Raw genomic sequence first — 13,551 nt, 5'->3', positions numbered from 1 at the left:
TATCCTTGTTTTAAGTCTGTCTAACAAACCGGAACCGCCACAGCTCCATGCGCCAAGCAATAGCGCAACCAGTCAGCAAGAAACTGGTTAATTTGATGCTTTTCGTCCCGTTGATGCAACTTTTTATTCGGATAATCATAACTTGCTTTGAACCGGGAGATCTGCTGACTGGCACACACTTCCGCTACCCTGGCATCATGGTAAAGGCGTACCGACATCGAAGGCAGCCCCCAATGGCCGACGACTGGCGCAGTCTGCACAATCTCAACCACCGTAGTGTAGCGAGTCGATTCCAAGATAGTTAATCGATAACAGATGCTATTGACCTGATAAGCCATGCTTTCATTCACTTCGTCAGTGCGCGGCGTTAAACGACGCAATTGTGCGTAATTAGTTTCGCACACCCGCATCATTTCAGGAAAATCAGGCGTATAGCGTTTAGACATTATTTTTCCCACTCTTTTCTCAGCAACTGATGGTGCAACGCCAGCCATTGTAATGCAATGACCGAAGCGGCGTTATCGATAACGCCTTCTTCCACCCAGCGGTAGGCCTGCTCGCGGCTAACCACGTGGACGCGAATATCTTCATTCTCTTCTTCCAGACCGTGAATACCGGAGGCCGTGGTGGCATCCACTTCACCGACCATAATCGATAAACGCTCGCTGGTACCACCGGGGCTGGCCAGATAACTCAATACCGGTTTACAGCGCCCAACGATGATACCTGCCTCTTCCTGCGCTTCGCGGCGGGCGACCTCTTCCACACTCTCCCCCGGCTCGATCATGCCAGCGACCATCTCCAGTAGCCAAGGAGACTCACTGGAATCAATAGCTGCGATACGCAGTTGCTCCACCAGCACCACTTCGTCCCGGACCGGATCATAAGGAAGCAAAACCGCCGCATGGCCGCGCTCAAAAATCTCCCTTTTTACCTCACCACTCATTTCACCGTTGAATAGGCGATGACGGAAGCGATACAGATTCAATGAAAAAAAACCGCTGTAAAGTGACTCACGTGCAATAATTTCCACATCATTCTTATTCAAAGTTACCGGTGACTCTTGGGGCAATGACATATACTTTTCTCCTACCTGAGTATTGTGCCGATATACTAATTTTTTATGACACTCGTTTTACTGATATAAAAAGTAAAAGTCTTCGCGAATAAAAAATGATACGCGGCGGGCTAGCTATGCTGTCTGAGTTTAAAATAGCAAGCGTGGCGGCCTTATGGGAATGGTTGGAAGAATACTGGTTTAAGTTTGTGTTAGATTTAGGTAAATAAAGGCAAGATGGCACAATCAGCCACCTTATCCCATTGGCAGACTCTGATAGAATCGGCAACAATTCGTCTATCGTCAGATACCATGGCAACATTTTGCGCACAACTGCTGCACAACAAGGAATGCAAATGAAGAAACTGCTCCCCCTTCTTATCGGACTGAGCCTTGCCGGTTTCAGTACCATGAGCCAGGCAGAGAACCTGCTGCAAGTTTATAAACAAGCGCGGGACAGCAATCCCGACTTACGTAAATCTGCCGCTGACCGTGATGCTGCATTCGAAAAAATCAATCAATCTCGCAGCCCGCTGTTACCACAGCTCGGTTTAGGCGCAGGTTATACCTATACCAACGGTTTCCGCGATAACAATGGCGTAGACAGCAATTCCACCTCAGGATCGCTGCAACTGACCCAAACCATTTTCGATATGTCAAAATGGCGCGCGCTGACCTTACAAGAAAAAGCTGCCGGTATTCAGGACGTTTCGTTCCAGACCAGCGAACAATCGTTAATCCTGACCACCGCTACCGCCTATTTCAACGTACTGAGAGCGATTGACTCTCTGTCTTACGTTCAGGCGCAGAAAGAATCGGTATACCGTCAGTTGGATCAAACCACTCAGCGTTTTAACGTCGGTCTGGATCCAATCACCGACGTACAAAACGCCCGCGCCAGCTATGACACTGTGCTGGCCGATGAAGTGACGGCGCGTAATAATCTGGATAACGCACTGGAAGTTCTGCGTCAGGTCACCGGCGTTTACTACCCGGAACTGGCCTCTCTGAACGTTGAACGTTTGAAAACCGATAAACCAGACGCAGTCAATAACCTGTTGAAAGAAGCAGAAAAACGCAACCTGGCGTTGCTGACTGCTCGCTTAAATCAGGATTTGGCTCGTGAGCAGATTAAAGCGGCCGAAACTGGCTATATGCCAACGATTGATCTGACCGCTTCTTCATCAATTACTAATACCCGTTACAGCGGTAGCGCCAGTTCGCAGCAAATCAATAATGACGCTGGTCAGAACAAAATCGGCGTGCAGCTTAGCCTGCCATTATACAGCGGCGGAGCAACCAACTCGGCGGTTAAACAGGCGCAGTTCAACTTTGTTGGCGCCAGCGAGCAGTTGGAAAGCGCACACCGTGGCGTCGTGCAGAACGTTCGTTCCTCGTTTAACAACATTTCGGCATCAATCAGCAGCATCAATGCCTACAAACAGGTTGTGATTTCAGCCCAAAGTTCATTGGATGCCATTGAAGCCGGTTATCAGGTAGGAACTCGTACCATTCTGGATGTGTTGACTGCAACCACCACGTTGTACAATGCAAAACAGCAGTTAGCCAATGCCCGTTATGACTATCTGATCAATCAGTTAAACATTAAATCTGCTCTGGGTACTCTGAATCAGAACGATTTGATGTCGCTGAACGCAGTATTGGATAAGCCGGTTCCAACTGCACCAGACGCTGTGGCGCCCGAGGGTAAACAGCAACCTGCGGGCAGCTACGCACAGACCGCGTCTCAAACTGTGCCGGTGACTCAGCCAGCGGCGGCGACAACCCGCAGTTCTGGTAATCCATTCCGCAACTGATTCTGACGTCGGCCTTTCCCCAAGGCCGACATTCTTCGGGCGTAGCATTGTATACGCCCGATTATTACTTTTCTCATGATTTCCTCCACTTTAGGGACAAGCATTTTTCATCGATGAAAAAAGAGAGCTAGCCCGCAGCATTTCGTATAGCAATGTAAAGTATGCCGCTGACCTCCCCCTGCGCTTTAATTTTATACATCTTTCCCCTATTCTTATGGCCACGCTATATGACTATAAATGGGATAAAGGGCAAAAAGCCCGGACACAGGACCAATGACGATGAAACGGACTAAAAACATCAATCAAGAGACATTCCGTAAATCCTGGCGTAACTATCGCTTAGCGCCTGTCGCGTTGGCGGTCAGTGCCGTATTTATGCTTGCCGGTTGCGAAAAAACCGATGAAACCGTCTCTCTGTACCAGAATGCAGACGACTGCTCACAGGCAAATCCATCTAAAAGCGCCGAATGCACTGCGTCTTACAATAATGCCTTGCAGGAAGCGGCTAAAACCGCGCCTAAATATGCAACGCGTGCAGACTGTGTGGCTGAATTTGGTGAGTCTCAGTGTACTCAGGCACCGGCTCAGGCCGGTATGGCTCCGACTTCAGCACCCGCAGAAGCTGGCGCAACGGCGCAGCCACAGCAGAGCGGCAGTATGTGGATGCCTCTGATGGCCGGTTACATGATGGGCCGAATGATGGGCGGCGGCGCAAGCCAACCACTGTTTACCTCTAAATCAGCAGGCAGCCCGGCTAACGGCAAATTTGTTGACGCAACCGGTAAAAACTACGGCCCTGCTACCACCGGTCGTACCATGACCGTGCCTAAAACCGCGCTGGCACCAAAACCTGCGGTAACCAACACTATCACTCGCGGTGGCTTCGGTGAATCAGTAGCCAAACAGACCTCTATGCAGCGCAGCAATGCTTCATCATCCAATTCCAGCTCGCGCAGTATGGGTGGCTAAGGTCTGATTAATGAAACGTTTACCGATTACCGAGCGTCCAGACTGGCGCGAAAAGGCGACCGAGTTTGGCTTTAAATTTCACACCATGTATGGCGAGCCGTACTGGTGTGAGGATGCCTACTACGAATTTACGCTGGCGCAGATTGAAGAGCTGGAAGATACCACGGCAGAATTGCATCAAATGTGCCTGCAGGTGGTAGAAAAGGTCATTAATAGCGATGAGCTGATGGCAAAATTCCGCATTCCTAAACATGTTTGGGATTTCGTCCGCACTTCGTGGCGCACCAACCAGCCTTCTCTCTATTCCCGCCTTGATTTAGCCTACGACGGTAAAAGTCCGGCCAAGTTACTGGAAAATAACGCAGATACGCCAACGTCACTGTATGAAGCGGCATTCTTCCAATGGCTGTGGCTGGAAGATCAGATCAACGCTGGCAATCTGAGCGGCGATGCAGATCAGTTCAACAGCCTGCAGGAAAAGCTAATCGAACGCTTTACTGAACTGCGGGAAAACCACGGTTTTAGCCTGTTGCATCTGGCCTGCTGTCAGGACACCGAAGAAGATCGCGGTACGGTGCAATATCTACAAGATTGTGCTCTTGAGGCCGGATTACCAACCGAATTCCTGTTTATGGAAGAAATCGGCCTGGGTGAAAAAGGGCAATTTACCGATCTGGATAACCAGGTTATCAGTAATTTGTTCAAGCTCTATCCATGGGAATTCATGTTCCGCGAAATGTTCTCCACCAAGCTGGAAGACGCGGGCGTTCGCTGGCTGGAACCGGCGTGGAAAAGCATTATTTCCAACAAAGCACTGCTGCCGCTGCTGTGGGAGATGTTCCCTAATCACCCAAATCTACTGCCAGCATACTTTGCCGAAGACGACCATCCGCCGCTGGATCACTATGTGACCAAGCCTTTGTTCTCACGGGAAGGTGCCAATATCCAGATCGTGGAAAATGGCAAAGAAGTGGCCCGCGTGGATGGCCCTTACGGTGAAGAAGGCATGATCGTACAGCAATTCCATCCGTTGCCACGCTTTGGCGATAGCTACACGCTGATTGGCAGCTGGTTGATCAACGATCAGCCCTGCGGTATTGGTCTGCGCGAAGATCGCGAATTGATCACGCAGGATCTGTCTCGATTCTACCCACATATTATTTTTGGCTAATCCCCAACTATGATGTGCAAAAGGGAAGGCAATCGCCTTCCCTTCTTATATTTATAAAACCACTTATATCAATCAAATCATTAGCCTAAACGAACCGACAGCATACTCAGCGATCCCATTTCGATTCCTTCGGTCGGTAGAGAAATAGCTTCTTTTCCGTCCCAGGCTCCCAAAATATACAGCAGCGGCAGGAAGTGTTCCGGAGTCGGGTTTGACAGCGCCGCGCCCTCATGATCCATAAAATGGACCAGTGGATGGTTATCCCCCTGATAATCAAGGTTATCCCTGACGTACTGTTCAAAAGATTCGGCCCACGGATAAGGGCTAGCCTCTCCCTTCCAGTTAACCATTCTCAGGTTATGAACCACGTTACCACTGGCCACAATCAGCACACCCTGCTCACGTAGCACCGCCAGCTTACGCCCTAATTCATAGTGATAAGCCGCTGGCTGGGTACCATCAACACTGAGTTGCACCACCGGAATATCGGCGTCAGGGTACATTTTAATTAACACTCCCCAAGCTCCGTGATCCAAACCCCATTCGCGGGTATCGGCCATCACTTCAGCAGGTTTCAGCAGTTGCTGAATTTGCTCTGCAAGCTCAGGCGAACCGGGAGCCGGATACTGAGTATCAAACAAAGCCTGTGGAAATCCGCCAAAATCGTGAATAGTCCGCGGTTTTCCCATTGCTGTTACCGCAGTTCCACGGGTATACCAGTGGACGGAAATAGCCAAAATCGCTTTCGGCCTAGGAATCGCCTTACCCAACGCACGCCATGCCAAGGTATGACTGTTTTCTTCCAGCACGTTCATCGGGCTACCGTGGCCGAGAAACAGTGCAGGCATACGAGAGGTGTTCATAGGAAATCCTTACAGTTAAATGAAATTATCAGGCTCTAGCTACAGGTTGGTCGCCAGACCTTGCAACTACATTACGCGCTTTCTTTTCATTGCACAGCCGGATAACCATGAAGAAGATAGTCAAGAAATTTGAATGTATAGCGAGGGAAGACAAAGCGGGAATCCACAGCGGAAACAGAAATGAAAAAACCGGGCTATTTTACCTGTTAAGGAAAATAAAACCCGGTTAACTCAGTCAGTTAAATCAGACAGCATTCAGAATGCTGCTAACCAAACTCAGCTGGCTTTCTGTGCATGAGCCAAGCGGTATTCCGCCAGGTCATCAATAGTCACTACTGGCATATCATGCTGTTTAGCAAAGGCAATCACTTCTGGCGCATGCGCCATGCTGCCATCGTCATTGGTCAATTCGCACAGTACGCCTGCGGGTTTAAAACCGGCCAGCGTTGCCAAGTCAATGGATGCTTCGGTATGACCACGACGAGTCAGTACGCCACCCGGTTGACCGCGCAGTGGGAAAACGTGGCCTGGACGGCTAAGATCCGCAGGTGCCGCGTTATCCGCAATGGCCGCACGAATGGTGGTCAAGCGGTCAGCGGCAGATACGCCCGTAGTAACGCCTTTAGCGGCTTCAATAGTCACGGTGAATGCGGTCTGGAACTGGCTGGAGTTGTTGGTCACCATCATTGGCAACTCAAGCTGCTGACGACGTTCTTCGGTGATACACAGACACACAATCCCACTGCCGTGACGAATTGTCAGAGCCATTTGTTCTACGGTCATGGTTTCTGCGGCGAAGACAAGATCGCCTTCGTTTTCGCGGTTTTCGTCGTCTAGCACCATCACACCTTTGCCATTACGCAAGGCGTCCAATGCACGCTCTACACGCTCGAAAGGCGTGCCAAAATCTGATAGAAGGGTCTGATTCATGGTAAAAAACCTCATTAAATTATGGATTACCAGAATCAGGGCGGTCTTGAGGAGTGTTCGCCAAATATACGGCAAAAATAACGCAAGCGGGCAGTATGCCCGGCAGATACCGTTACTCTCTCCCATCCGGACTATAACCGTCGGCCCCGGAATTACACCGGATCTGCTGACCTCTACGCTGAATGAAATTAACCACTCAATGTGAGCGCTCGCGGGCTTCCACAACGCGATACAAAAGTACCTAACTATGGTTTACCGCCGGTGGGGACTTTCACCCCGCCCTGAGAATAAGCGTAAAGACTATAACGCTAATGATTCGTCCGGGCAATTGGCAAAATGCAGAATTAAACCCTGGTCACAAAGGTTTATAGAATTGACGCCAGGCATTACACTATTAGGCAATCACTAAACATCAAATTAGGGAAATACCATGATTGACCCGAAAAAAATTGAACAAATCGCCCGCCAGGTGCATGAATCCATGCCGAAAGGTATCCGCGAGTTCGGGGATGACGTCGAAAAGAAAATCCGCCAGGTGCTGCAATCGCAACTGACTCGTTTGGATTTGGTTAATCGTGAAGATTTCGACGTGCAAACGCAGGTGTTACTGCGCACCCGCGAAAAACTGGCAATGTTGGAACAGCGGATGAGCGAGCTGGAAGCCAAATTTAACGCGGCGCCAGTTGCTGCGCAGGACGAAGCCGAGAAAACCGGCGAGTAATTATTTCCAGCGTTCAGCTTAAAGGGGCTAGAATGCCCCTTTTTTCGTTGATAAAAAACATCTTAATGTTAGCCGATGAGTCAGCGATCAACCGTTGATATGGTTGTTTTTGGCAAAATGAGCCAAAGTCCCGCAAACATAACCAGAGCGTATAAACTCTTCCACCCAATCATCAACAGCAATATGCAGCACAGCAGGCTGCCAATCATCGCCATCCAGCGTGAACGCCCTTTCAACAAGCGAATACCCGCCAACATACACAGCAAATAAATCAGCACGAAAATACCGTTGGCGTAGACGATCAGCATATCCAGCGGCAGAGAAAACCAATAAGTCAGCAACGTAGCAGCCAGACAGCAACCCACTACGGCGCTAAGGGCATTGACCGGCGTTTGGCCAGCGGATAAGCGAGCCAAAGGGCTTTCTGGGCGACTGACAGCCTGTGACCACACCATGCGAGCAAAACTCTGGGTATAAATATTCACACTGGCGAAGCACGCCAGATAGCCAATAATACAAGCGACCCAAAGTGCGCGCTGACCAAAAAGTTGCACCACTATGCCCGGTAGAGATGCGGCCGCGGCCTGCTCTGTGCCATAGGCATGGAAATGGAGTACGGCAACGGTACAACCCCAGTAAACCGCACCGGCCACCAACATGCCGATCAGCAAGGCGCGAGGAAAATCCCGTTTAGGATGGCGGAATTCTGTCGCCAGATGCGCAAAGGCTTCCAGACCGACAAAACACCAGAACATTACCGCTAATGCATTGAATATATTAGGAGGAGAAACATCGGTAATCGCTGGCCAGGGAATCTGAGCGGGGCTGATATCCCCCCGCCACCAAATCGCCGCAACCAGAGCGATAATCAACAGGGCAATCAGAGTTTGAATATTGGCGCTGGAACCTGCGCTACGGGTGCCCAGTAGCCAAATCACCAGTAAAGTAGCCAGTTGCACTATCAGCAAGCCGGTAGCACTCCAGCCAAAGATGGCCTGCCAGAAGCCAGCGGCAATCTGCAATGCCGCTGGTAACCCCACGGGAATCACCGATAAAAACAGCCAGCCCGCCACTTTACCCAAACGTGGGCCAAACGCCATATTGACGAAATGAGCCGCGCCACCAGCACTAGGGAAATGACGCCCCAGCGCGGCGAAGGCGATAGCAATAGGGAACACCAGGGCAATCAGCAGTGGCCACGCCCATAGGCTGTCGTCGCCCGCCAGCATGGCGGCTAACGCCGGTACAGCAAATACGCCGGTGCCCAGCAAGGACGTAGATAACAAACCAACGCCCTGCGCCAACCCCAACTCCTGCTTCAATCCACTCACCGTACCGCCTTATGCCACTGGCCATGGCGCAGCATCCTTACCCTGATTCAGCGGATTGAGTTAACCGCGCCCGTTTTTGATCGACTGAATAATATTAGTAGTGGAAACACCGTCTTCAAAGTTAAGTACCTTAACTTCACCGCCTGCGGCCCAGACTTCAGCGCTACCGGCGATATCTTCAGGCTTATAGTCTCCGCCCTTCACCAGTAAATCTGGTAGAACACCAGCAATTAAGCGCTGTGGCGTGTCTTCTTCGAAAGAAACGACCCAATCAACAGACTCCAACGCACCCAACACAATCATGCGTTGATCCAACGGGTTAACCGGACGTTTCTCTCCTTTCAGGCGTTTAGTGGACGCATCACTGTTAACCGCGACAATCAAACGATCGCCCAGTTTACGGGCGTTAGCCAGATAAGAGACATGACCTGCGTGCAGGATGTCAAAAATTCCGTTGGTCATGACGATTTTTTCACCGCGCTGACGCGCCTGAGCCACCGCAGTTTTAAGCTGTTCTTCGGTCATCACGCCAAAACCAGTACTGGCACGGCCACGGATGGCGTTTTCCAGTTCGATCGGAGAAACCGTTGAAGTACCCAGCTTGCCCACCACGACACCTGCGGCGGCGTTCGCCAGGAAGCAAGATTCTTCCAGCGTTTTACCCGCGGCCAATGCCGAAGCCAATACACCAATCACAGTGTCACCCGCGCCGGTTACATCGAACACTTCCTGCGCCTGAGTTGGTAAGTGCAGCGGCGGCTGCCCCAGTTGCAACAAGGTCATTCCCTGCTCGGAGCGCGTCACCAGCAGCGCTGACAGCTCGAAATCAGCAACCAGTTTCATACCGCGACTCACTAACTCATCTTCGGTTTTACAATGCCCTACTACCGCCTCAAATTCAGACAGATTAGGCGTCAGCAGGGTTGCACCGCGATAGCGTTCAAAATCACTGCCTTTCGGATCGATAAGCACTGGTACCTTAGCCGCACGCGCCAATTTTATCATCTGCTGAACGCTAACCAGAGCGCCTTTGGCGTAGTCAGAAAGCACCAATGCGCCAATATGAGGCAATGCCTGCTGGATACGATCAAACATAGGCTGAGGATCGACACCGTCAAATCCTTCTTCAAAATCAAGGCGGATCAACTGTTGGTTACGGGAAAGCACCCGCAGCTTGGTAATGGTAGGATGCGTTGGCAGAGACACAAAATCACAGCGCACGTTGACTTCATTCAGCTTGCTGGTCAACGCCCGCGCCGCATCATCAATGCCGGTTAAGCCAACCAACTGTGACGCGGCACCCAGGGAGGCGATATTCATAGCAACGTTAGCTGCACCACCCGGACGCTCTTCGATAGTGTCCACTTTCACCACTGGCACCGGTGCTTCCGGCGATATCCGACTGGTCGGCCCATACCAATAACGGTCCAACATCACGTCGCCAACCACCAGTACACCAGCGCGGCGAAAATCGGGCAGTGTAACTTTCATCCCATAGCTCCAAAACAGGTCATTATATTGTGGCGGATAATATCACAGGCTTTCGTTTACCAATAAAATCGGTTTTGCCTTATTACCTCAGGTAGACGAATTTCAGTACAGGCAAAGGGATTTGAATAGCGGTTTTTTCCCCTTTTGCGCAGTGCATGGCAAAAAACCGGTGTCAGAGGCAACATGCCGCAATGAAAAGGGCTATCCACTTCCCATCCACTGCCAATTTCAATTTACAGGTCAGAAAAAGGGGCGATATTCGCCCTACAGACTATTCCCAATAGATAATTAATAAAAATGATAAGAAAAGTGAAATAGTTATCCCAGCCAATGTTGCCAGCTAGCGGCCACCTGCTCTCTCTCGGCAATAAAGCAATCGGCGGCAACTTTGCTGGATAGCTCCTGTAAAGCCAGATGGTGAATCTCATCCCGCATGGTGACGTAGGCTTGGGTCAACGCCACCGCTTCCTGCTGTTCCATAATGCCGTAATTGGCCATCAGCTCGAAAATACGCACGTTATCAGACCAACGGGTTAAACGCGGCTCACCGGCGGCGTAGCGCAATACCAGATACTGGGCGATAAACTCGATATCGGTAATACCTCCCGCATCGGCTTTAATATCAAAGGTATCCCGCTGTTTACTGCCTAAGTGATTGCGCATTTTCTCACGCATTTCGCGAACTTCCTGCTGCAATGTCAGATCGTTACGCGGTTGACACAAAATACGCTGGCGAATGGCCACAAATTCCTGCTGCAGGCTTTCATCGCCATACACCATGCGTGCCCGCACCAGCGCCTGATGTTCCCAGGTCCAAGCTTCGCTTTGCTGATATTCTGCAAAGGCTTCAATGGTGCTCACCAGCATCCCTGACTCACCGGAAGGGCGTAACCGTGCATCCACTTCATATAAAATACCCGATGAAGTGCGGGTGCTAAACAGATGCATCACGCGCTGCGCCAGACGCAGATAGAACTGGCGGCCATCGATACTGCGCTCGCCGTCCGTCATCACATCTAACGGACAGTCCAGCAGGAAAACCAAGTCTAGATCAGAGCTATATCCCAGTTCCCATCCGCCCAGTTTGCCATAACCAATGACGGCAAAACCGCGCCCTTCCCGATTTTGTAAATGAGTTGGCTGGCCGTAGCGTTTGACCATTTGATTCCAGGCTTGTTGAATCACCGCGTCAATAATGGCTTCGGCAAGATAGGTTAAGTGATCGCTCACTTTCATTACCGGCAGTGCTTCAGTGATATCGCCGGCAGCAATTCGTAGCTGCTGCGCCTGTTTAAACTGACGCAACGCTTCCAGTTGTTGCTCCTCGTCATCCTCCGGCACCCGCAGTAAATACTGACGCAATTCATCACGATAAGCGCCAGGAGCAAGGGGTTGATACAGCGAATGAGGATCGAGTAATTCATCCAATAAAAGCGGGTAACGCGCAAGCTGGCTGGCCACCATCGGTGAAGCGGCGCACAGCTTAATAACGTGAGTCAGCGCTGCATGGTATTCCAGCAGCAGCTCCAGATAGGTGGTACGGGTCACAATGCTCAACAGCAGTTGAATCAGGCGGCTTAGAGCGATATCCGCATCGCGACGCGGACAAACCTCCGCCAGCAAACGCGGCATCAGTTGATCCAGCTTATCCCGACCGCGCGGCCCAATGGTGCGTTTATCCACGTCATGACGGAAAGAAGCGAGCGTGCTAAGGAAGTGTCTGCGCGCATGTTCATCTAAATGCGGAGTCAAGGGCGCCAAATCACCTTCATCCAACGCATCCTGCCACAGACTGTTATACGAAACATAGCAGGCATCTTCGCCAACATCAGGGGTATCATCGCCAATTAGATCGTCAAATACCAAACGAACGGACTGCATGTGATTGTCCAGCGTATCCGTCAGCTCCGCCCAATTCCGTTTCCCCATTCCCCACGCCAGACGCGCTTGATTCAGCCCATCACTCGGCAAAGTTTGGGTTTGTTCATCACCAATCGCCTGTAAAAGATTCTCTAAACGGCGTAAAAACAGGTAGCTGGTGCAGAGATAGTCAACCTGCCGCTGAGTGAGTAAACCCAGCTCTGATACCGCCTGTAGCGTGGGCAGCAACGCTCGTTCCTGCAAACGCGGCTCGCGGCCACCGCGAATCAATTGGAATACCTGCGTAATAAATTCGATTTCCCGAATTCCACCTGCGCCCAGTTTTATATTGTCTTTTAGGCCGCGGCGTCGTACTTCGCGGGCGATCATGCCTTTCATATTACGCAGCGATTGAATCACGCTAAAATCTATATAGCGACGGAATACGAAAGGCCGCAGAGTTCGACGCAGCTCCTGGCTATAATAATCCTCCGCACCGCCCATCAGCCGCGCCTTCACCATCGCATAACGTTCCCAATCGCGACCTTGTTCCTGATAATAGTCTTCCAGCGCGGCGAAGCTCAGCACCAGCGGGCCGCTATCGCCAAAGGGACGCAGCCGCATATCGACCCGATAGACAAAACCATCAATAGTTTGCTGATCCAACGCCTTTATCAGCCGCTGCCCTAAACGAGTAAAGAACTGCGCGTTATCCAGCTCCCGGCGGCCACCTTGGGTATGGCCATTTTCCGGATAAGAGAAAATCAGATCGATATCAGAGGAAAAGTTCAGTTCTCCGCCGCCTAGCTTTCCCATCCCTAAAATCAGCAAAGGTTGTGGAACTCCCTCGCTATTACAAGGCGTTCCCCATTCTTTGCAGCAGGTTTGATACAGCCAATCGCGGCTGGCAATAATAATGCTTTCCGCCAGCCCGCTCAGCTGTTGCAAGGTTTCTTCCGTGGTACTGGTCTGCAACGCCTGCGACCACGCAATACGCACCATCATTCGCCGCCTGAATAAGCGCAGTGCCTTCATCAGCGCGGCTTCATCCTGCACTTCGCTCAGCACCTGGCCCAGCCAATCCGGGTATCGTTGCCACTCATCCGCCTGCGGCGGCTGCTGGTGTAGCTCATCCAACCATTCGGGATGAATCAACAACATATCACTGACAAAATCACTTAGCGTCAGCACTGCAACGTCTTCTTCTGTTAACGTCCGGCTTATCGGAAGCTCATGAAAACGCTGTACAATACTTTGCGCTTGCACCTGTAATTCTGAGGAGAGTGGCAACATTTCGAATCCCTATACAAAACAGCCTGCAAAAAGCAGGCTGTTAATCAG

The 13,551-nt window shown here is 51.0% G+C and carries 11 protein-coding genes and 1 riboswitch; of the genes, 4 read left to right on the top strand and 7 right to left on the bottom strand.

Going from position 1 to position 13,551, the window contains the following annotated elements; all coding sequences use genetic code 11:
• Positions 1 to 20: 20 nt before the first annotated feature.
• Both DBA33_RS05000 and nudF read right to left on the bottom strand, forming a co-directional pair.
• Entirely contained in the window at positions 21 to 446 is a 426-nt protein-coding gene (locus tag DBA33_RS05000; RefSeq protein WP_064515167.1) for a DUF1249 family protein, read from the bottom strand.
• Positions 446 to 1,078, bottom strand: a complete 633-nt coding sequence (nudF, locus tag DBA33_RS04995) for an ADP-ribose diphosphatase (RefSeq protein WP_120805759.1) — start codon at positions 1,076 to 1,078, stop codon at positions 446 to 448. The genes DBA33_RS05000 and nudF overlap by 1 nt, the downstream gene beginning before the upstream one ends.
• A 335-nt stretch (positions 1,079 to 1,413) precedes the next feature.
• Here nudF and tolC point away from each other — a divergent pair, with 335 nt between their 5' ends.
• The 3 genes from tolC to DBA33_RS04980 all read left to right on the top strand — a co-directional run bounded on the left by tolC (position 1,414) and on the right by DBA33_RS04980 (position 5,014).
• On the top strand, positions 1,414 to 2,874 hold the full coding sequence (gene tolC, locus DBA33_RS04990; protein WP_120805757.1) for an outer membrane channel protein TolC: 1,461 nt from the start codon (positions 1,414 to 1,416) through the stop codon (positions 2,872 to 2,874).
• A 279-nt stretch (positions 2,875 to 3,153) separates the two neighbouring features.
• Complete coding sequence (locus DBA33_RS04985) at positions 3,154 to 3,843, top strand: DUF1190 family protein (RefSeq protein ID WP_064515172.1); 690 nt, start codon at positions 3,154 to 3,156, stop codon at positions 3,841 to 3,843.
• Between the two features lie 10 nt (positions 3,844 to 3,853).
• Positions 3,854 to 5,014, top strand: a complete 1,161-nt coding sequence (locus DBA33_RS04980) for a glutathionylspermidine synthase family protein (protein WP_064515174.1) — start codon at positions 3,854 to 3,856, stop codon at positions 5,012 to 5,014.
• A gap of 80 nt (positions 5,015 to 5,094) precedes the next feature.
• Here the strand turns inward: DBA33_RS04980 and ygiD are convergent, their stop codons facing one another.
• Both ygiD and ribB read right to left on the bottom strand, forming a co-directional pair.
• On the bottom strand, positions 5,095 to 5,877 hold the full coding sequence (gene ygiD / locus DBA33_RS04975) for a 4,5-DOPA dioxygenase extradiol (protein WP_120805756.1): 783 nt from the start codon (positions 5,875 to 5,877) through the stop codon (positions 5,095 to 5,097).
• Positions 5,878 to 6,153: 276 nt separating this feature from the next.
• Entirely contained in the window at positions 6,154 to 6,807 is a 654-nt protein-coding gene (gene ribB, locus DBA33_RS04970) for a 3,4-dihydroxy-2-butanone-4-phosphate synthase (RefSeq protein WP_064515179.1), read from the bottom strand.
• A 110-nt stretch (positions 6,808 to 6,917) separates the two neighbouring features.
• Positions 6,918 to 7,100: riboswitch (FMN riboswitch) on the bottom strand.
• 137 nt (positions 7,101 to 7,237) lie between these two features.
• Here ribB and DBA33_RS04965 point away from each other — a divergent pair.
• A complete protein-coding gene (locus tag DBA33_RS04965) occupies positions 7,238 to 7,528 on the top strand; it encodes an accessory factor UbiK family protein (RefSeq protein WP_064515181.1) in 291 nt (96 codons plus the stop codon).
• Positions 7,529 to 7,608: 80 nt separating this feature from the next.
• Here DBA33_RS04965 and yjeH read toward each other — a convergent pair whose 3' ends face one another.
• The 3 genes from yjeH to glnE form a co-directional block, all read right to left on the bottom strand.
• Entirely contained in the window at positions 7,609 to 8,859 is a 1,251-nt protein-coding gene (gene yjeH / locus DBA33_RS04960) for an L-methionine/branched-chain amino acid transporter (protein WP_064515183.1), read from the bottom strand.
• Positions 8,860 to 8,919: 60 nt separating this feature from the next.
• Entirely contained in the window at positions 8,920 to 10,350 is a 1,431-nt protein-coding gene (gene hldE, locus DBA33_RS04955) for a bifunctional D-glycero-beta-D-manno-heptose-7-phosphate kinase/D-glycero-beta-D-manno-heptose 1-phosphate adenylyltransferase HldE (protein ID WP_064515184.1), read from the bottom strand.
• Between the two features lie 318 nt (positions 10,351 to 10,668).
• Entirely contained in the window at positions 10,669 to 13,503 is a 2,835-nt protein-coding gene (glnE, locus tag DBA33_RS04950) for a bifunctional [glutamate--ammonia ligase]-adenylyl-L-tyrosine phosphorylase/[glutamate--ammonia-ligase] adenylyltransferase (protein WP_120805754.1), read from the bottom strand.
• Between the last annotated feature and the right edge of the window lie 48 nt (positions 13,504 to 13,551).

Origin of the sequence: Yersinia sp. IP36721, assembly GCF_003634395.1 — a bacterium.
Classification (GTDB): Bacteria; Pseudomonadota; Gammaproteobacteria; order Enterobacterales; family Enterobacteriaceae; genus Yersinia; species Yersinia entomophaga.
The sequence above is the reverse complement of the archived record's forward strand: the minus strand, read 5'-3'. Positions and strand labels throughout refer to the sequence as shown.